The 20,223-nt window shown below is 62.6% G+C and carries 14 protein-coding genes; 7 read left to right on the top strand and 7 right to left on the bottom strand.

All coding sequences use genetic code 11. The features are described 5' to 3' along the window. Nucleotides 1-57 precede the first annotated feature (57 nt). Nucleotides 58-522, top strand: a complete 465-nt coding sequence (gene bfr, locus QIW53_RS15660; protein WP_371050531.1) for a bacterioferritin — start codon at nt 58-60, stop codon at nt 520-522. A 65-nt stretch (nt 523-587) separates the two neighbouring features. Here the strand turns inward: bfr and uvrA are convergent, their stop codons facing one another. Then, nucleotides 588-3,422, bottom strand: coding sequence for an excinuclease ABC subunit UvrA (uvrA, locus tag QIW53_RS15655; RefSeq protein WP_371050530.1), 2,835 nt, complete (start codon nt 3,420-3,422; stop codon nt 588-590). Nucleotides 3,423-3,613: 191 nt separating this feature from the next. Here uvrA and QIW53_RS15650 point away from each other — a divergent pair, with 191 nt between their 5' ends. After that, on the top strand, nt 3,614-5,011 hold the full coding sequence (locus QIW53_RS15650; RefSeq protein WP_371050529.1) for an MFS transporter: 1,398 nt from the start codon (nt 3,614-3,616) through the stop codon (nt 5,009-5,011). 9 nt (nt 5,012-5,020) lie between these two features. Beyond that, the gene (locus QIW53_RS15645) at nt 5,021-5,533 is read left to right on the top strand and encodes a single-stranded DNA-binding protein (protein ID WP_110965122.1); all 513 of its coding nucleotides are present in this window, start codon (nt 5,021-5,023) and stop codon (nt 5,531-5,533) included. Between the two features lie 78 nt (nt 5,534-5,611). Here the strand turns inward: QIW53_RS15645 and QIW53_RS15640 are convergent, their stop codons facing one another. Then, nucleotides 5,612-6,166: a cysteine hydrolase family protein gene (locus QIW53_RS15640; protein ID WP_371050528.1), complete on the bottom strand. Its 555-nt coding sequence runs from the start codon at nt 6,164-6,166 to the stop codon at nt 5,612-5,614. 102 nt (nt 6,167-6,268) lie between these two features. Between QIW53_RS15640 and QIW53_RS15635 the strand changes: the two genes are divergently transcribed. The 3 genes from QIW53_RS15635 (at nt 6,269) to QIW53_RS15625 (ending at nt 9,420) form a co-directional block, all read left to right on the top strand. Further along, nucleotides 6,269-7,267, top strand: coding sequence for a GlxA family transcriptional regulator (locus tag QIW53_RS15635; RefSeq protein ID WP_371050527.1), 999 nt, complete (start codon nt 6,269-6,271; stop codon nt 7,265-7,267). Between the two features lie 295 nt (nt 7,268-7,562). After that, entirely contained in the window at nt 7,563-8,672 is a 1,110-nt protein-coding gene (locus QIW53_RS15630) for a DUF3182 family protein (protein ID WP_371050525.1), read from the top strand. Continuing rightward, complete coding sequence (locus QIW53_RS15625) at nt 8,662-9,420, top strand: alpha/beta hydrolase family protein (RefSeq protein WP_371050524.1); 759 nt, start codon at nt 8,662-8,664, stop codon at nt 9,418-9,420. The genes QIW53_RS15630 and QIW53_RS15625 overlap by 11 nt, the downstream gene beginning before the upstream one ends. A gap of 54 nt (nt 9,421-9,474) precedes the next feature. On the opposite strand, the gene QIW53_RS15620 is transcribed toward QIW53_RS15625, so the two are convergent. Genes QIW53_RS15620 through QIW53_RS15605 form a run of 4 tightly spaced genes read right to left on the bottom strand, consistent with a single transcriptional unit; the run spans nt 9,475 to nt 13,460 of the window. Beyond that, the gene (locus tag QIW53_RS15620; protein ID WP_371050523.1) at nt 9,475-10,461 is read right to left on the bottom strand and encodes a lysylphosphatidylglycerol synthase domain-containing protein; all 987 of its coding nucleotides are present in this window, start codon (nt 10,459-10,461) and stop codon (nt 9,475-9,477) included. Then, on the bottom strand, nt 10,448-11,743 hold the full coding sequence (gene clsB / locus QIW53_RS15615) for a cardiolipin synthase ClsB (protein ID WP_371050522.1): 1,296 nt from the start codon (nt 11,741-11,743) through the stop codon (nt 10,448-10,450). The genes QIW53_RS15620 and clsB overlap by 14 nt, the downstream gene beginning before the upstream one ends. Further along, nucleotides 11,740-12,537, bottom strand: coding sequence for an endonuclease/exonuclease/phosphatase family protein (locus QIW53_RS15610; protein ID WP_371050520.1), 798 nt, complete (start codon nt 12,535-12,537; stop codon nt 11,740-11,742). The genes clsB and QIW53_RS15610 overlap by 4 nt, the downstream gene beginning before the upstream one ends. Further along, nucleotides 12,534-13,460, bottom strand: a complete 927-nt coding sequence (locus tag QIW53_RS15605) for a DUF72 domain-containing protein (protein ID WP_371050519.1) — start codon at nt 13,458-13,460, stop codon at nt 12,534-12,536. Before QIW53_RS15605 ends, QIW53_RS15610 begins: the two co-directional genes overlap by 4 nt. A gap of 182 nt (nt 13,461-13,642) precedes the next feature. Here QIW53_RS15605 and QIW53_RS15600 point away from each other — a divergent pair, with 182 nt between their 5' ends. Then, nucleotides 13,643-15,754 carry a mechanosensitive ion channel family protein gene (locus QIW53_RS15600; protein WP_371050518.1) on the top strand — a complete coding sequence of 704 codons (2,112 nt, stop codon included), beginning with the start codon at nt 13,643-13,645 and terminating at the stop codon, nt 15,752-15,754. Nucleotides 15,755-15,834: 80 nt separating this feature from the next. On the opposite strand, the gene QIW53_RS15595 is transcribed toward QIW53_RS15600, so the two are convergent. Next, nucleotides 15,835-20,145, bottom strand: a complete 4,311-nt coding sequence (locus tag QIW53_RS15595) for a DEAD/DEAH box helicase (protein ID WP_371050517.1) — start codon at nt 20,143-20,145, stop codon at nt 15,835-15,837. Nucleotides 20,146-20,223 lie beyond the last annotated feature (78 nt).

Raw genomic sequence — 20,223 nt, 5'->3', positions numbered from 1 at the left:
GACCTTGCGGTCAGGTTGGTTCAAACTACAGACTTTCAAGCAGGGAGATGTAGGGCGATGCAAGGCCACCCAGACGTAATCGATTACCTCAACACGTTGCTGACCGGCGAACTCGCCGCGCGTGACCAATATTTCGTTCACTCGCGGATGTATGAGGACTGGGGATTCACCAAGCTCTACGAACGAATCAACCACGAGATGGAAGAGGAAGCCGGCCACGCCGACGCGCTGATGCGCCGGATCCTGATGCTGGAAGGCACGCCACGCATGCGTCCCGACGACGTCGACGTCGGCACCTCGGTACCTGACATGCTCGCATCCGACCTGCGCCTGGAATACAAGGTCCGCGCCGCGCTCTGCAAGGGCATCCAGCTTTGCGAGTTGCACAATGACTATGTCAGTCGCGAGATCCTGCGCGTTCAGTTGAACGACACCGAGGAAGACCACACCTACTGGCTCGAGAAGCAGTTGGGTCTGATCAAGTTGATCGGTATCGAAAACTACCTGCAATCCCACGCCTGATTGCAGCGGCGATAAAAAAGCCCCTGTCACCGACAAAGTGACAGGGGCTTTTTCATGGCGCCGATTCAGGCCCTGTCACGTTCCAGCAAAGGCTTGAGATAGAAGCCGGTGTGAGACTGCTTCATCTCGGCGACTTCTTCCGGTGTGCCCACGGCGATGATCTGGCCACCCTTGGAGCCGCCTTCCGGCCCCAGGTCCACCAGCCAGTCGGCCGTCTTGATCACGTCCAGGTTGTGCTCGATGACCACGACGGTGTTGCCGTGGTCACGCAGGCGATGCAACACGTCGAGCAGTTGCTGGATGTCCGCGAAGTGCAGGCCGGTGGTCGGCTCATCGAGGATGTACAGGGTCTTGCCGGTGTCGCGCTTGGACAACTCCCGGGACAGTTTCACCCGCTGCGCCTCACCACCCGACAGTGTGGTCGCCGATTGCCCCAGCTTGATGTACGACAGGCCGACGTCCATCAACGTCTGCAGCTTGCGCGCCAGCGCCGGAACCGCATCGAAGAACTCCCGGGCTTCCTCGATGGTCATTTCGAGGGTTTCGTGGATGCTCTTGCCCTTGTACTTGATCTCCAGGGTTTCGCGGTTGTAGCGCTTGCTCTTGCACACATCGCACGGAACATAGATGTCCGGCAGGAAGTGCATTTCAACCTTGATCAGGCCATCGCCCTGGCAGGCCTCGCAGCGTCCGCCCTTCACGTTGAAGGAGAAACGCCCCGGGCCATAACCGCGCGAACGGGATTCCGGCACGCCGGCGAACAGCTCGCGAATCGGCGTGAACAAACCGGTATAGGTCGCCGGGTTGGAGCGCGGGGTGCGGCCGATCGGGCTCTGGTCGATGTCGACGACCTTGTCCAGGTGTTCCAGGCCCTTGATGCTGTCGTGCGCCGCTGCTTCAAGCGTGGTTGCCCCGTTGAGGGCGGTGGCGCTCAGCGGAAACAGCGTGTTGTTGATCAGCGTCGACTTGCCTGAGCCGGAAACCCCGGTCACGCAGGTCAGCAGGCCAATCGGGATATCCAGGTCGACGTTGCGCAGGTTGTTGCCACGTGCACCCTTCAGAGACAGCGACAGCTTCTTGTTGCGCGGCGTGCGCTTGGCCGGCACTTCGATTTTCACCCGGCCGGACAGGTACTTGCCGGTCAGCGAATCGGGGTGAGCCATGACTTCGGCCGGCGTGCCTTCGGCGACGATGCTGCCCCCATGTACGCCAGCGCCCGGCCCGATATCCACCACATAGTCCGCCAGGCGGATGGCATCTTCGTCGTGCTCGACCACGATCACCGTGTTGCCGATGTCGCGCAGGTGCTTGAGCGTGCCCAGCAGCCGATCGTTATCACGCTGGTGCAGGCCGATGGACGGTTCGTCGAGGATGTACAACACACCCACCAGACCGGCGCCGATCTGGCTGGCCAGGCGAATGCGCTGCGCTTCACCGCCTGACAACGTATCGGCGCTGCGGTCCAGGGACAGGTAGTCGAGGCCGACATTGACCAGGAACTGCAGGCGCTCACGGATTTCCTTGAGGATCTTGTCGGCGATTTCGCCGCGACGACCGGTCAGCTTCAATACGCCGAAATAGTCGCAGGCATCGCCAATCGGCAGGTTGGTCACCGCCGGCAGGTTCTTCTCTCCCACCCAGACGTGCCGCGCCTCGCGCCGCAGACGGGTGCCACGGCAATCCGGGCAGGGCTGGGTACTGAGGAACTTCGCCAGTTCCTCACGTACAGAGGCCGATTCGGTTTCGCGGTAGCGTCGCTCCAGATTGGGCACGATGCCTTCGAACGGGTGCGAGCGTTTGACGATGTCGCCCCGGTCGTTGAGGTACTTGAAGTCGACATTCTGCGAACCGCTGCCCTGCAGGAGCAGTTTTTGCTGCTCGGCCGACAACTCGTTGAAGGGCTTCTCCAGACTGAATTTGTAGTGCGACGCCAGTGAGCCAAGCATCTGGAAGTAATAGACGTTGCGCCGGTCCCAGCCGCGAATCGCGCCCTCGGCCAGGGTCAGTTCACCATTGACCAGTCGCTTGATGTCGAAGAATTGCTTCACCCCCAGACCGTCGCACGTCGGGCAGGCGCCGGCGGGGTTGTTGAAGGAGAACAGCTTGGGTTCCAGCTCGCTGATCGCATGGCCACAGATCGGGCAGGCGAAGCGGGCGGAGAAGATCATCTCTTCGCCCGGCTCGTCGTCCATCGGCGCAACCAGCGCGATACCGTCCGCCAGTTTCAGCGCGGTCTCGAAGGATTCGGCCAGGCGCTGCTGCAAGTCGGCGCGGACCTTGAAACGGTCGACCACGACATCGATGGTGTGCTTTTTCTGCTTGTCGAGCTTGGGCGCTTCGTCCAGCTCGTACAGCTTGCCGTTGATCCGGGCACGCACGAACCCCTGTGCGCGCAGCTCTTCGAAGACCGAGAGGTGTTCACCTTTGCGCTCGCGGATCACCGGGGCCAACAGCATCAGCTTGCTGCCTTCCGGCTGGGCGAGAACCAGGTCGACCATCTGGCTGACGGTTTGCGCTTCCAGTGGAATGTCGTGGTCCGGGCAGCGCGGGATACCCACGCGGGCGTAGAGCAGGCGCAGGTAGTCGTAGATTTCGGTGATGGTGCCGACGGTCGAGCGCGGGTTGTGCGAGGTCGACTTCTGTTCGATGGAAATGGCGGGCGACAGGCCTTCGATGGTGTCGACGTCCGGTTTTTCCATCATCGACAGAAACTGCCGGGCATAGGCTGACAGCGACTCGACGTAACGGCGCTGACCTTCGGCGTACAGCGTGTCGAATGCCAGCGATGATTTACCGGAGCCGGACAGGCCGGTGATGACGATCAGCTTGTCCCGTGGCAGGGTCAGGTCGATGTTTTTCAGGTTGTGGGTTCGGGCCCCACGAATCAGGATCTTGTCCAAAATAGCCTCGCTCGGCGGGCGTCGAAAACGTAGGAGTATACGGCCAAATACTGGATGGATGCACACTATCAAACGAGTGGGTTACGCTCTTACATGAAGAGTCTGTCAGCGGAACGCGGCAAAGCGTCGCGAGATACCCTGTCAATCGATGGGACTGGTAGAATCGCCGCCGGTTCACATGAGGTTTTTCCATGCACGATCCCCATAGCGAACGCATGAGTGGTAGCGAGACCCGCGCAGCAAGCGGTCTGGCCCTGGTGTTCGCCTTCCGTATGCTTGGCATGTTCATGGTGTTGCCGGTACTGGCGACCTATGGGATGGATCTGGCAGGCGCGACCCCGGCCCTGATCGGTCTGGCCATCGGCGCTTACGGCCTGACCCAGGCGCTTTTTCAGATTCCTTTTGGTGTCATTTCCGACCGCATCGGCCGTCGTCCGGTGATTTACCTGGGGCTGGTGGTCTTTGCCCTCGGCAGCGTGCTGGCCGCCAGTGCCGACTCGATCTGGGGCGTTATCGCCGGACGCATCCTGCAAGGCGCCGGGGCGATTTCCGCAGCGGTGATGGCGTTGCTGTCGGACCTGACCCGCGAGCAGCATCGCACCAAGGCCATGGCCATGATCGGCATGACCATTGGCCTTTCGTTCGCGGTCGCGATGGTGGTGGGGCCGTTGCTGACCCGTGCCTTCGGTCTGTCGGGGCTGTTCCTCGCCACGGGTGGCATGGCCCTGGTGGGCATCCTGATCGTCGCTTTCATGGTGCCGCGTGCCGCCGGGCCGTTGCAGCACCGTGAGTCGGGCGTCGCGCGCCAGGCCTTGATGCCCACGCTCAAACACCCGGACTTGCTGCGCCTGGACCTGGGCATTTTTGTGTTGCATGCGATGTTGATGTCGAGCTTCGTTGCATTGCCGCTGGCCTTGGTCGAAAAAGCCGGGCTGCCCAAAGAGCAGCACTGGTGGGTCTACCTGACTGCACTGCTGATTTCCTTCTTCGCCATGATTCCGTTCATTATCTACGGCGAGAAGAAACGCAAAATGAAACGAGTTTTATTGGGCGCCGTGCTGACGCTGATGCTCACTGAGCTATTCTTCTGGCAGTTCGGCGATAGCCTGCGGGCCCTGGTGATCGGAACGGTGGTGTTCTTTACCGCGTTCAACTTGCTGGAAGCTTCGTTGCCATCGCTGATCAGCAAGGTTTCACCGGCGGGCGGCAAGGGTACGGCGATGGGGGTTTATTCCACCAGCCAGTTCCTCGGATCGGCACTGGGCGGGATCCTCGGCGGCTGGATGTTCCAGCACGGCGGCCTGTCGGTTGTGTTCCTTGGATGCGCCGGTCTGGCTGCCCTCTGGCTGGCCTTTGCTGTTACCATGCGCGAACCTCCCTACGTGACGAGCCTGCGCTTGCCGTTGTCGCCCGAGGCGATCCGCGAAGCGGGTCTGGTCGAGCGCCTTTTGGCCGTGGTAGGGGTAACAGATGCAGTGATCGTTGCCGATGAAGCGGCGATTTACATCAAATTGGACACCGAACTATTGGATCGCACCACCCTCGAGCGTCTGGTGAACAACCCGGCCGCGACAGCGTGCGAAGCCTAGGAGAACGTTATGGCCCGTGGGGTTAACAAAGTCATATTGGTCGGCACTTGCGGCCAGGATCCCGAAGTTCGCTACCTGCCTAACGGTAACGCCGTGACCAACCTGAGTCTGGCGACCAGCGAACAATGGACCGACAAGCAAACCGGTCAGAAAGTCGAAAAGACCGAATGGCACCGTGTGTCGATGTTCGGCAAGGTGGCGGAAATCGCCGGTGAATACCTGCGTAAAGGTTCGCAGGTCTACATCGAAGGCAAACTGCAGACCCGCGAGTGGGAAAAAGACGGTATCAAGCGTTACACCACCGAAATCGTGGTCGACATGCAAGGTACCATGCAACTGCTCGGCGGCCGTCCACAACAGGGCGACCAACAGGGCGGTGGCAACAACTACCAGCAATCCGCGCCACGCCAGCAGGCACCTCGCCCGCAGCAGTCGGCTCCGCAGCAGCGTCCAGCGCCTCAACAGGCCGCGCCGCAACCGGCTCCGGATTTCGACAGCTTTGATGACGATATTCCGTTCTGATCGACTGTGACACTGATCTGAACCCAAAGGCCCGGCGCTGACAGCGTCGGGCCTTTTTTGTGGGCGTCAGGTGCAACCTCAATGGCTGGCCGCGAGAAACTCGTCGGTCGATACCACCGTGGCGTAGGCGAAGCCCAGGGCTGCCATGAACGCGGCATGGACGTGGGCGGCCGGGACGGTGAGACCGTTGAACTCCAGGTCGCGAGAGGCACAGGCGTCGTGGATCACGGTAACGCTGTAACCTAGATCGTTGGCGGCCCGGGTGATGCCGTCGATGCACATGTGGCTCATGCTGCCGACCACCACCAGTTCCTTGATGCCTTGCTCGTCGAGGATCGACTTCAGCTCGGTTTCGCGGAACGAATTGACGAAGTGCTTGAGCACCACCGGCTCGTCGGCACGGTTGAGCACTTTGGCATGCAGCTTCGCGCCTTCGGAGCCGGGGGTGAAGAACGGCGCGTCTGGGGAGGTGAACTCGTGGCGGATGTGCACCACGTTATCGCCGGCGGCGCGAAAGGCTTCGATCAGGCGGGCTGCGTTGTCTGCCGCAGCGTCGGCACCGGCCAGCGGCCATTTGCCTTGCGGGAAGTAGTCGTTCTGAATATCCACTACGATAAGCGCTTGCTTGGCCATGACTGTTTCCTTGTTGTGTTGATTGGGTGTGGAATGAAGTATCGGGTCTGGCCGACTGTGTGAGGATTGGCCGCACCGACAATAGAAAGGGGAAAACTGACAATGGACGCACAGAGGCCGATCGCCGAGCTCGGCGTGCTGATCTACCCAGGGGCACAGATGGCGGCGGTGCACGGCTTGACGGATCTGTTCAGCGTGGCCAACCGGATTGCCGCCGACCATCAGGCGCAGGCGTTGCCGTTGCTGCGGGTCAGTCATTGGCGGGTGGATGAAGACCCGCTGCCCCGGCGTGTGTACGACAGCTACCCTGCCGTGGACGAAGGCTTGCAGGCGCTGCTGATTCCGCCTTCGATTGGCGGCTTTTCCGAGGGCCAGGCGCCACAGGCGTTGTTGGGCTGGATCCGCGAGCAACATGCCCGGGGCGCGACCATTGGCGGGGTTTGCGTAGGCTCGATCCTCATGGCCGAAAGCGGCTTGCTCGACGGCCGCAGTGCCACCACCCACTGGACCTCGGCCAAGGCGTTCGCCGAGCGTTATCCGGCGGTCAGGCTCAAGGCCGATACGCCGATTGTCGACGATGGAGACCTGATCACCACGGCCGGGCTGATGGCGTGGTCCGAATTGGGCCTGCGTCTGGTCGACCGCCTGCTCGGACCGAGCATCGCCACCGGCACCGCGCGTTTCCTGGTGGTAGAGCACAGCGACAGCGCCAGTGAGTGCGGCAGCAACTTCGCGCCGATCCTCAGCCATGGCGACGCCTCGATTCTCAGGGTTCAGCATTGGTTGCAAAGCACCGGGGCCACCGATGTCTCGCTGCCGGCGATGGCTGAACGGGCAGGGTTGGAGGAACGCACCTTCCTGCGCCGGTTTCGCGCAGCCACCGGGCTGAAACCCACCGAGTACTGCCAGCATCTGCGGGTCGGCAAGGCTCGGGAAATGCTGGAGTTCACCAATGGCACCATCGACCACATCGCCTGGACCGTGGGGTATCAGGACCCGAGCGCCTTTCGCGCGACGTTCAGGAAAATCACCGGGCTGGCGCCGAGTGATTATCGGGCCAGGTTTGGGGTCATGCCGACGGCGAATGCCACACGTTCGTAGGTATCACTCGAAACAAGGTGGGAGCGGGCTTGCTCGCGAAGGCGATCGTGTAGATAACGCCTGGTCGCCTGACACTCCGCTTCGCGACCAAGCCCGCTCCCACAGGCAATCGGTGTTCGCCTTGGGGCGTGCAAAATGCATGGAATGATCGGGGTGTCGTGCAGAATAAAACAGGCCCTTTGCCAAGCGTGTTCTGCAACAGGCTGATTTTCAGAGCCTTTCTCGCTTCAGGCGGTTGGCCTGATCTCTGCACTTCTCTGATGACATTCATCTAGCGCCGATTGAAGGGGGATGCATGACCCCAACAAACCGCAAGAAACTGGTGGTCGCTCATTCGGTGCGGCCCGACGCCCCGCAACATGAGGTCGAGACCAACCGCGCGCTCGCAAGGTGGCTGGCGCAGATACTGGGTCTGAAGTACGGCGGCAGCTATGCCGCCGACCGCCACCAGGGGCGCGAGCTGTACCTGTTGCCGACGCAGACCCTGGTCGGTGCCGCTGCTGCCCGACAACTGGGTGTGAACGGGCCGGAGGATTTGTGGGGCGGTTATGTCGAGCATGATTTCATTTGCACCAAGGCCATCAGTCATGGCCTGCGCGACAAACATGCATTCGCGCCGCCCGGTTGGTCGCCGTTGTTTTCCGAGCGTGTACGGGGCGTGGTGCTGGACGGCCTGAGCGTGTTCTCCTTCGATGATGCACGGTCTGCTGCGGAGCACTTGCTCTACGCCGGCCCGATTCGCCTCAAGCCTGTCCATGCCTGTGCCGGACGCGGTCAGGAAGTGATCAAGAGCCTGGATCAGTTCGACGCCGTGCTTGCCAGGCCCGAGGCCCGAGCGTTGTTTACCGAAGGCGTGGTGCTTGAACAGGACCTGAGCGACGTAGTCACCCACAGCGTCGGCCAGAGCTTCATTGGCGAAAGCGTGCTGAGTTATTGCGGTGATCAATACCTGACCCGCGATGCGCACGACGAGGAGGTCTACGGCGGTTCTAACCTGATCGTGGTTCGCGGCGGGTATGAGGAACTGCTCGAGCTGGCATTGCCCGACGACGTTCGCCTGGCGATCCATCAGGCACAAGTGTTCGACCGGGCGGCGGATGAGGCCTACCCTGATTTCTACGCGTCCCGGCGCAACTACGACATCGCCCAGGGCCTGGACGCCAGCGGCAAGCGCCGCAGCGGCGTGCTCGAACAATCCTGGCGCATGGGCGGTGCCAGCAGCGCGGAAGTCGCGGCGTTGCAAAGTTTCATCAACGACCCGCAGATGCGCGCAATCCGCGTGTCATCGGTGGAAACCTACATCGATCAGGCGCTGCCGGCGGATGCCATCGAGGTGTATCGCGGGCCGGCGCATAACAGCGACTTCCTCCTCAAGTATGTAACGGTCCAATCCTATGACGGCTAGAAGCGAAAGCATTCAAATCGACATCGATGATGAACAGATGAGCGGGACCTTCCTCAGTCCCAAATCCAAGGTGCCCGGTGTGCTTTTCGTGCACGGCTGGGGTGGCAGTCAGGAGCGTGACCTTGAGCGGGCCAAAGGCATCGCCGGCCTGGGCTGCGTGTGCCTGACGTTCGATTTGCGCGGGCACACCGGCGGTACCGGCATTCCGCTGACGCGGGTGACCCGTGAAGACAACCTGCGTGACCTGCTGGCAGCGTACGACCGGTTGTTGGCGCATCCGGCGCTCGATACCTCGGCGATTGCGGTGGTCGGCACCAGTTACGGCGGTTACCTGGCATCGATCCTGACGTCCCTGCGGCCGGTGCGCTGGCTGGCGCTGCGGGTGCCGGCGCTGTACCGCGATGAACAGTGGCACACGCCCAAGCGCGACCTGGACAAGCTGGATTTGCGCGATTACCGCAGTACGCTGGTGCGCGCCGACAACAACCGGGCGCTGCATGCCTGCGCTCAATTCACCGGGGACGTGCTGCTGGTGGAATCGGAAACCGATGACTACGTACCCCACGCGACCATCATGAGTTACCGCGCCGCCTGCCAGCAGACCCATTCCCTGACCCATCGGATCATCGACGGCGCCGATCATGCCTTGAGCGAGCCGGTGTCGCAGCAGGCATATACCTCGATTCTGGTGGATTGGATTACCGAGATGGTGGTGGGGGAGCGGTTGAGCATTATTCAGTCAAAGTGAGGTTGTTCTCGCTGGCGCCATCGCGAGCATGCTCGCTCCTGCAGGGCCATCGGGTCATTTGGGCTTTTTGGCAATTCTCAGCGACTTGGCTTTCGCCTCGACCACCAGGTACATCACCAGCGTAATCAGCAACGGCAGGATGAAGTAGATCGCCCGGTACGCCAGCAACCCCGCCACCAGGCTGCCCCGCGAGGCTTCGTGTTGCAGCAGCGCGACGAAGACCGCCTCCAGCACCCCAAGCCCCGCCGGAATGTGCGTGATGACCCCGGCGATGGCGCTGATCAGCAGCACCCCGAGCACCAGCGGGTAATCCAGTTTGCTCGGCAGCAGCGTGAAGATCACCGCCGCCATCAGCGACCAGTTCAACGCGCCCAGGAACAATTGCAGGATGGCCATGCGCAGGGACGGCAGGTTGATTTCGACCCCGCGAATCGACCACTCCCGGCGTCTGGAAAAGCGGCAGGCCGCCAGATAGCCCACGCTGACCAACAGCAACAGGATGCCCACCCCCTGCAGGGCAGCGGTACTGAGTTTCCAGCCAGGGGGCATGCGCACCAACCCGCTACTGAACACGATGCCGGCAATCAACATATAGCCGAACCAGTTGGTGGTCAGGCTGAGGCCGAGGATCTTGGCGATGTTGCTTTTGCTCACGCCCAGGCGCGAGTACAGGCGAAAGCGCATGGCGATGCCGCCGACCCAGGCGCTGAGGTTCAAGTTGAATGCATAGCTGATGACGCCCACGGGCAGGATCTGCTTCCAGGTCAGGTCCTGACGGATATAGGTCCGGCCAATCAGATCGTAGCTGGCGTAAGTCAGGAAGCTGAGCAGCGTGACCCCGGAGGCAATGATCAAGGTGCGCATCTTGAAATCGGCGAGGGTGTCGAATACCTCGTTCCACTCGATGCGCTGGGCGAGCATGGTGAACAGCACGATCAGCGCGAGGAAAAACAGCATGGTCAGCGGTTTCTTCCAGCGACTCCATCGCGACGTGCCCGGCTTGTCGGCGTGAGCGGCCGGTTGAGTTTCAGCGCTGTCCATGGTGGTCTTTCCCGGAAATATGAGTGAAAGGCTTCAAGCGTGGCTTGTGAGCGGGCAGCCAGCCGGCCCAGGCCGGAAAGTGCCGCAGAAAGTGGAACACCAGAAAACCGATGGTCATGTGCCACACCCTTCCGCGCGGGGCTCTGTCCGGTGTCATGGCCTTGCAGTAGTGCTCGCTCAGCAACTCCAGCCGCTCGTACAGCTCGCGGTTGAAGGCGCGGTCCCGGATCAGCACGTTGGCCTCGAGGTTCATCGACAGGCTCAAGGGGTCGAGGTTGCTGGAGCCGACGGTGCTCCAGTCTTCGTCCACCAGAGCGACCTTGCCGTGCAGCGGGCGCTCGCAATATTCGTGAATCTGAACACCGGCCTTGAGCAGGTAGTCGTAGGTCATCCGGGCGGCGAGCTTGGCCACCAGCATGTCCGGTTGCCCCTGTAGAATCAGGCGCACCTCCACCCCCCGTCGCGCCGCGTTACGAATCTCGCGCAGCAATCGATACCCGGGAAAGAAATACGCGTTGGCAATCACCACGCGGCGCTGGGCGGTGCGCAGGACCTGTCGATACACCTCCTCGATGTCGGTGCGGTGGTCGCCGTTGTCGCGATAGACCAAACGCACCTGGCCGTCGTGATCGCTGATTTCCATTTCCGCGCGCCGCTGGCGACGTCGTTGCCACCAATATTTCGCCCGTGCCGGACGGCCGCTCTGCAGGAGGGCGAAGTGGTGGATATCGGCCACGGCCGGACCCTGGATTTCTACCGAGTAATCCTGCTTGGCTTCCGGACCATAATCGCCCAGGTGGTCAGCGGAAAAATTGATACCGCCGATAAAGGCGACGGCGCCGTCGACCACCACGATCTTGCGATGCAGCCGACGGAACCAGTTGGTGCGAAAGCCCAGGTGCTTGGGCGCCGGATCGAACATCTGGATACGCACGCCGGCCTCGCTCATTGCGGTGAGGTAGCCGGTGGTCAGTTCGCCGCAGCCAAAACCATCGAAACTGGCGGTGACTCGCACGCCGCGCTGCGCTGCTTCGATCAACACCTCCTGCAATTCGTGACCGACCTTGTCCTCGAAGACGATGAAGGTTTCCAGGAGGATTTCGGTTTTTGCCTGGCGCATGGCCTCGAACACGCGCGGGAAATAGGCCTCGCCGTTTTCCAGCAACTGCACCAGGTTGTTGCCCTGCCAACCGTATTCGACATCCACCACACCGGGCTCGAGAACGGCCTGAGTGGCGGAGACATTTTCCATGTTGCTTTCTTCCAACGGCGCGCTGCTCATAGTTCGATCTCCACCGATAGCGGTGCGTGGTCGGAAAGGTGTGACCAGGGACGTGATGCCAACACTTGCGGGCGACAGGCCTTGAGGTTGCGCACGTAGATGCGGTCCAGGCGCAGGGCTGGCAGGCGCGCCGGGAAACTGCGCGCCGGTTTGCCGTGGTGTTCGGCGAACACTTCGCGCAGACCGCAGGGCTTGAGCAGTGCATCGGCACGTTGGCGCCAGTCGTTGAAATCGCCTGCGACTATCACCGGCGCATCGCTGGGCAATTCATCCAGGCGCCGCGCCAGCAGCCGCAACTGCTCGTTGCGATGGGCTTCGCGCAGCCCCAGGTGAACGCAGATCGCATGCACCTGTGGGCCCTCGCCCGGCAGGCGCAGCACACAATGCAGGAGCCCGCGGTTCTCGTGACCGCTGATGGACACGTCGAGGTTGTCGTGCTGGATGATCTGGAACTTCGAGAGCAGCGCATTGCCGTGATCACCCGCCGGGTACACCGCGTTACGGCCATAGGCGAACTGCGGCCAGAGCGTGTCGGCGAGGAATTCGTATTGCGGCATGGTCGGCCAGTTGCTGTACCGCTGGGGGTGATGTTCGTGCGCGCCATGGACCTCCTGCAAGAACACCACGTCAGCCGACACGCTGCGCACGGCCTCACGCAGTTCCGGCAGGATGAAGCGCCGATTCAGCGCGGTGAAGCCTTTGTGCGTGTTGACCGTCAACACCGTGAAACGACGCACGGCGGGCAGGGTTCGCGTTGGGTCAGCGGTAGCGGCGAGCGGTATGGAGTCATTCATGGCAGCACTCCCTGCGCGGCCGGTTCGCCGGGTGCGGTGGCGAGATCCTTGTCGAGATCGAAGTGCTTGAGCAGATGGCGCGCGTCATAGGGCGCCCGGACCTTGATGTCGTTGTCGAAATAGCAGAACACCTCGCGGGACTTGCGCGCCCTGGGCTTGAGCCGTGGTGCGATCAAGTGGGGGTCCACCGGTTGTCCGCCGTGGTGCCAGGCATCGATCCGCTCACCCCAGTGCTTGAGCGCCTTCGGGGTGTAACCGCTGGCGTAGAGTTCTTCAGCGCCGTGCAGGCGCAGGTAGACGAAATCACTGGTGAGGTCTTCGCGATAGGGCCACTTGCCGGCGGTGTCGGCGATCACCAGCGCGACGTTGTAGCGTTTGAGCAGGCGCACGAAGGCCGGATCGAGGAAGGTGTCATTGCGGATCTCCACCGCGTGGCGCAACGCTCGTTTCCTGTACGCCCGGGAGCTGGCAGGGCCGTGCAGGTGCGAATCATGCTGGCGGGCGAGGGCGGCCGCTGCGGTGGTGTCCTGGGGCAGTTGTTCGAGGAAGTGTTCGAACAACTGCGCATCGAATGTGAAGTTGGGCGGAAACTGCCAGAGGATGGGGCCGAGCTTTTCCTTGAGTTCCAGCACGCCGGAGGCGAAGAAATTGGCCATGGGCAGATGAATGTCGCGCAAGCGTTTGACATGGGTAATGAAACGCGGGGCTTTGACGCTGAAGACGAAGTCAGTCGGCGTCTCGGCGTACCATTGGGCGTAACGTTCAGGCCGCTGCAAGGCGTAAAACGATCCATTGATTTCGATGCTGTTGACGGCCCGTGAAGCGAACTGCAATTCGCGTTTCTGGGTCAGCCCCTTCGGGTAGAAGTCTCCGCGCCAAGGCGTGTAGCGCCAACCTGAAATGCCAATGTGAATCGCCGCCATGTCGCCTCCCGTCTGATGGTCCCCTGGTTACCCCTGCCTTTTGATGACTACGGGGCAAACGAGAAAGTTTCCACGGGGTTCCGGGCGGTTTACACATTTACACCTGCCACCGGGTGGTGGGTGAACTTGCCGGCGATTTCCCGATCAGTTCCTGACAGACCCTTGTTCAGGAGCTCTCTGTTTTGCTCAAGCTCACGACCGCGATATTGATGGGCGCGTTGCTGTTTTCCGGCAGCAACCTGCTGTACGCCGCCCCCGAACCCGAGGCCCCCGCTGCCGAAGAGGCAAAGCCCGAGCCGTTGGTGCAGGGCGGCCTGCTGGGGGCGATCAGTTCCAGCATCGACGACGTGCAGGACAAGCTCGATCTCAACGAAAACCTCGTTGACGCCTGGCGCCTGCGGGCAGATCGGGCGGCGGATGAAGTCGGCAAGCTGGTGAATCAGCCGTCGTCGCGTTCGCCCATGAGCGTGGTAGGCGATTTCATGTTGCTGTCCGGGGTGTGGCTCGGCGCGTTTGCCTTGCTGACCGTGCTCGGCGGGTTGCTGGCCAGGCGTCTGAGCCAGGGTCGCCTGTTACGCAATCGCCATCGCGGTCAGGATGTGCTCGGTTACGTGCTGCCTTACGCCTTGCCTGCCGTGATCTGCCTGCCGCTGACCTTGTATGTCAGCCACTTCCTGCCCGTCTCGGTCGGACGTGCGTTGGCGCTGTGTTTTGCCTACGCCACCAGCAGCGGCATTTTCTCCACGTCGATCTTCCTGTGCGTGGTGGTGCTGTTCAAGACCGGACACAAGCGGCGGGCGGTGCAGATCATCCGTGATTACTGCCCCAAGCCGCTGTTCCTGATCGGCTTTCTTGCGGCGCTCAGCGATGCGCTGACCAGCCCGCAGATCGCCCGGCAACTGGGGGGCAATATCACCAGCAGCGTCGCGGTGTTCACCGGCCTGTTTGCCTCGATCATCTTCGGCCTGCTGGTGATTCGCCTGCGTCGCCCGGTGGCGCACCTGATCCGTAACCGTTCGCTGGCGCAGCGCCTGAAACAACCTTCGTTGCAGGAGTCCCTGCGGATCTTCTCCGGGCTGTGGTACTGGCCGATCCTGTTGATGGTGCTGGTTTCGGTGATCAGCCTGATCGGTGTCGGCGAAGACAATCAGAAGGCTTTGCGCTGCGCGCTGTTCACCACTGTGCTGCTGATCGCCACGGTATTCCTCAGCACGATTTTCCAGCACCTGTTCCACTCCCGCAAAGCCGAGGCGATGCAGCGTAGCAGTGCCTACAAGGAGCGTTTCCTCAGTTTGCTGCACGCCTTGCTGAGGATTGTCATGGCGATCGCGTTCATCGAAATCCTCGGGCGCATCTGGGGTGTTTCGCTGTTCGAGTTCGCCGAACGCAATTCGATCGGGCGGGCGATCAGCGATTCGCTGAGCAGCATCGGCCTGATCCTGCTGGTGACGTGGCTGCTGTGGGTGGTGCTCGACACGGCGATCCAGGAAGCATTGAAACCACCGGTCAACAAGCGCTCGGCGCGCCAGCCGAGTACGCGGGTCAAAACCATCCTGCCGCTGCTGCGTAACGCGATCAAGATCATCCTGGTGGTGATCTGCGCGATCACCACCATGGCCAACCTGGGAATCAACGTTGCGCCACTGCTGGCGGGTGCCGGGGTGGTCGGCCTGGCCATCGGTTTCGGTTCGCAGCAGCTGGTGCAGGATGTGATCACCGGTCTGTTCATCATCATCGAAGACACGCTGTCGGTGGGCGACTGGGTGGTGCTCGACTCCGGGCATGCCGGCACGGTCGAAGGCCTGACCATCCGCACTTTGCGCCTGCGCGACGGCAAGGGTTTTGTCCATTCGGTGCCGTTCGGCCAGATCAAGGCCGTGACCAACCAGTCGCGGCAGTTCGCCTTTGCGTTTTTCTCCGTGCAGTTCACTTACGACACCGATGTCGATCAGGCCATCGCGTTGATTCGCGAGGCCGGGGATTCGATTCGCGAAGACGCGTTTCTCAAGTACAACCTGCAAGGGCCGCTGGACGTGTTCGGCGTCGACAAGATGGACCTCAACGGTGTGGTGCTGACGGCGCAGTTCCGAACCGTGTCGGGTGGGCAGTATGCGGTCAGTCGGGCGTTCAATCAGCGTTTGAAAAAGCTTGTGGATAACAGCCCGTCAGTGCATTTCGCGCAGACTTATCCACAGCAGGTGCTGATGCCGACTCGGCCGGTTGCCCAGGTGGAGGACCACAGCCCTGAATCCGAGGCGCCGGCGGTGGTGTTGCCGGATCAGTCGCGGACCTGAAAAGATTTGTGTTGTCATGGCGGCCCCTTCGCGGGCTTGGTCTGGGCGGCATTCCGACGAAGGGGCCAGTCCAGACAACATCAATTCCGGATCAGCTTTTTGTTTACCTCGGCCATCCACGGTTGGTCCTGCGCTACCCAGAACACCGGGTTGCCGGCAATCACCGCCGCCACCGGCAAACCATCGCGGTACACCAGCCGATTGCTCGCCAGCGCCGGTACTTTCGCACCGGGCAGCAGGGTGCCGGCCAGGTTCAACGGGTCAACGCCGCACACCGCGATCAAACTCCCGTCCAGTGCCCGGCGCCGCACTTCGCGCAGTACCGGAATGGCCTCGGGCAGCGCGAACTGCTCGCCAGCCAGGCCACTGACGAACCGCCCGCCGCGAATCTCGCCACGGGCCTCCAGGCGATGGAAGGTGCGCAACAGTTCGCGCCAGCTCGGCAACCACTCCGCTTCACGTTCCAGCAGCCGCCAGAACACCACGCCGTAGCGCCGCAGCAAGGTCATGGCAATGTGTTCCAGGGGCTCGCTCGCCACCGGCGTTTTCCTGTCCGCTACCAGTGCCTGCGGCCCGCGTCGCAGCAGCGCCCAGCGCCCTGCGTCGTCCATACCGCCGATGAACGCCCCACGCCCGCGTCGACTGCTGCGAGCCTGACGTTTGCTGGCGGGTGTGATCAGTGCGCGCAACCCGGCGAAACTGTCGGCATTCACCCACCCGGCCCCCACCAGTTCCTGCAAGGCGATTTCCAGTTCCGTGCGCAGCAGATGGGCTTCATGCACCAGCTCATCGAAAAACAGTGCACCGTGCTGACTGAGGGCGTCGTAGACTTTCTGCGCTTTCGGCGACAGTTCGCTGACCGGCGTCCGTTCGGTCAGACCGCTCCACAACCCGACCTGACTGCGCGGCAGCAACAGGATCGGGGTGTTGCGCAATGCGCTGCTGGCGCTTTTGGTGTGGCCGGTCAGGCGGGTCCAGACCAGTTTGCCGCTGCGGCACAGATCGTCCAGCCAGCTCGCCGAATAATCCGTGATGCGCGCCGGCAGCAGGTCGCTGTCCCAGGCCGAAGCGGCGGCAGGGTAGCCTTCGAACTGACCGACAATCGCTGGCAACACCGCGCTGCCCTTGCCCTGGCTGGTGGCCGACAAGTGCTGCCAGTCGAACAGGAAGCGCATGAAGTCCTGCAACGACACCGGCTCGATTTCCCGGCGCAGACGCTTGACCGTATAGCGGTGAATCCGTGCCAGCAGATGCCGTTCGCACCATTGCTCCTGGTCGGCACCGGGGGTGAAGCGGCCGCGCAGCACATGACCTTCGCGTTCCAGTTGTGCCAGCGCCTGGATGACCTGTGCCGGGGGTAATTGCAGGGGATCGGCGATTGCCTCCAGCGATAACGGACCCAAGGCGCCGAGCCGTGCGCGCAGCACTTCCACCAAGGCTTCATCGGCATCCCAGGCCTCATCGAACCCCGGCATCGCTCGCAGCGGCGGCCGCATCTCGGCCTGTGGATAAAGCGCCTGCACACAGGTCAGCCGTTCCAGTGGCAACCACAACCCTTGTCCGCCTGGCATCTGCAAACGGCTGGCGCGACCCTGCGCGGCGAGGCTGTTCAGCCAGGTCATCCAGGGGGCATGGGCCTGCGCCTCGACTTCGCTGAGGCAGGCCAGGGTCATCAGCGTTTCCTGCATTTCATCGAGGCTGGTCGGTGCTGGCCAGGCTTCGTCGCGTACTGCCTGAATCGCTTCGGCATCCAGCGCGCCGAGGTCGTCGGTGGATTGCGCATCGCTCCAGCGTCGGTTGAGCACCGCCTGGGTGCGCCGTTCTTCCAGCGGTGCATCGTCGAGAAAGGTGTAGGGCCGCGCACTGAGGATTTCCGCCGCCAGCGGCGAGGGGGCGGGCAGGTCGCGGCTGATCAGGCGCACCTCGCCGCGCTCCATGCGTCGCAACAAGGTGAGCCAGCCTTCGCAGTCCATGGCCTCGTGCAGGCAATCGTCGAGGGTCTGTTCCACCAGCGGATGCTCGGGGATCTCACGCTCGCCGGCCAGGTTTTCCACGCAGGCGATCTGATCCGGAAACACGCTGGCGATCAGGTCTTCGCTTTTCATCCGCTGAATCTGCGGTGCGACTTTGCGACCGCCGGTAAAACGCGGCAGGGCCAGCGCGACCCCGGCGTTCCAGCGCCAGCGCACGCCGAACAGCGGCGCTTCGAGTACCGCCTGGATCAGCAAGTGCTCGGCGCTGTGGCTGTGCAGGTAGCGCCAGACTTCGTCCAGCTCGAAGCTGTGGCTGGTGGACAGCGACAGGACAATCGCGTCTTCGCTGGCGGCAGCCTGCAATTCGAAGTTGAAGGTGCGGCAGAAGCGCTTGCGCAGGGCCAGGCCCCAGGCGCGGTTGATGCGGCTGCCGAATGGCGTGTGGATGATCAGCTGGGTGCCGCCGGATTCGTCGAAAAAACGCTCCATCACCAGCGTGTCCTGGGAGGGCAGGGCGCCCAATGTCAGGCGTGCGCGGGCGAGGTAGTCCACCAGTTGTTCGGCGCTGTCGAGGTTCAGGCCCAGGGTGGTGGTCAGCCAGTCGAGGGCGGGTTGCCGATCGACGGGCGTGGCACTGAGCAAGTCATCGAGGTGTGCCTGCAGGCGCGCCACGGCGAACGACAGTTCGGTGCTGCGCCCGGGTGCTTCACCCAGCCAGAACGGAATGGTCGGCGGTTGTCCGTGGGCATCCTCGACCCGGACCTTGCCGGCCTCGACCCGCAAAATGCGGTACGAGCTGTTGCCGAGCTGGAAGATATCGCCGGCAATGCTTTCCACGGCGAAGTCTTCGTTGACGCTGCCGATGTTCAGGCCCTGGGGTTCCAGCAACACGCTGTAGTCGGCGTTGTCCGGGATGGTCCCGCCGCTGGTGACCGCCGTCAGCCGACTGCCCCGGCGTGCGCGCAAGCTGCCGGTCACGGCATCGCGGTGCAGGAACGCGCTGCGAATGCCCTGGCGGCCGTTGTAGCCTTCAGCGAGCATCTGCAGCAACGCCTGATAATGTTTTTCGTCGAGTTCAGCGTAGGGCGCAGCTCTGCGAAACATCTCCAGCAAGGCCCGCTCCTGCCATTCCTGACAACTGACCTCGGCGATGATCTGCTGAGCCAGCACGTCCAGCGGTGCGCGCGGAATCTGCAGGGTGTCGAGTTCCCCCCTGCGCACGCAGTCGAGCAGTGCCGTGCACTCGATCAGGTCGTCACGGGTGGTGGCGAACAACCGGCCCTTGGGTGTGCCGCCGACCTGGTGGCCGGAGCGACCGACCCTTTGCAGAAACCCGGCAATCGATCGTGGCGAGGCGATCTGGCAGACCAGGTCGACGTCGCCGATGTCGATCCCCAGTTCCAACGAAGCCGTGGCCACCAGCACTTGCAACTCGCCGCGCTTGAGCCGTTGTTCGGCGTCCAGTCGAAACTCCTTGGCCAGGCTGCCATGGTGCGCAGCCACGGCTTCCTTGCCCAGGCGCTCGCTCAGGTGTCGGCTCAAGCGCTCGGCCAGACGCCGGGTGTTGACGAAAATCAGCGTGGTGCGGTGTTCGCGCGCAAGGTCGGCGAGACGGTCATAGACCAACGCCCACACATCATTCGCCATTACTGCCGAGAGCGGCACGGGCGGCACTTCAATGCCCAGGTCCCGTGGGCGGGCATGGCCGATGTCGATGATTTCACAGGGGCGGTCGCGCCCGACCAGAAAGCGAGACACTGCCTCGATGGGCTTTTGCGTGGCGGACAGGCCGATGCGCATCAACGGCGTCGCGCACAACGCCTGCAAGCGCTCCAGGCTCAGGGCCAGGTGGCTGCCGCGTTTGCTGCCGGCAATGGCGTGGATTTCGTCGACGATGACCGTGCGTGTGGATTTGAGCATGTGCCGGCCGGAATCGGAGCCCAGCAGCACGTAGAGGGATTCGGGGGTGGTCACCAGGATGTGCGGTGGGCTCTTGCGCATTGCCGAGCGCTCTTTCTGCGGCGTGTCGCCGGTCCGTACGGCGGTGCTGATCCGCAATTCGGGCAACCCCATCGCTCGCAATTGCGCGGTGATGCCGGCCAGCGGGGTTTGCAGGTTGATCTGGATGTCGTTGGACAGCGCCTTGAGCGGCGAGACGTAGACCACCAGCGTTTCGTCGGGTAACCCGTCCGGGGTTTCCAGGCCACGGTGGACCAGATCGTCGAGGACGGCGAGGAACGCGGTGAGGGTCTTGCCGGAACCCGTGGGCGCGGCAATCAGGGTCGAGCGGTGCTGGCGGATCAGCGGCCACGCCCGGGCCTGAGCGGCGGTGACCGCCGCGAAGGTGCTGCTGAACCAGGCGCTGACGGCGGGGTGGAAGCCTGCCAGTGCCGCGTCCTTCAGGATGGGCAGATTCATGCTTCAGTTATGCGGGTGGTTATCCGAAGATGCAAGTACCGCTGGGTGGGGGGCAGCCTGTCAGGCCCTCATCGCTGG

It is taken from the genome of Pseudomonas fluorescens (genome assembly GCF_041354075.1).
Lineage (GTDB): Bacteria > Pseudomonadota > Gammaproteobacteria > Pseudomonadales > Pseudomonadaceae > Aquipseudomonas > Aquipseudomonas fluorescens_CE.
Note: the sequence above shows the minus strand (reverse complement) of the source record. Positions and strands in the feature narration are given on the sequence as shown.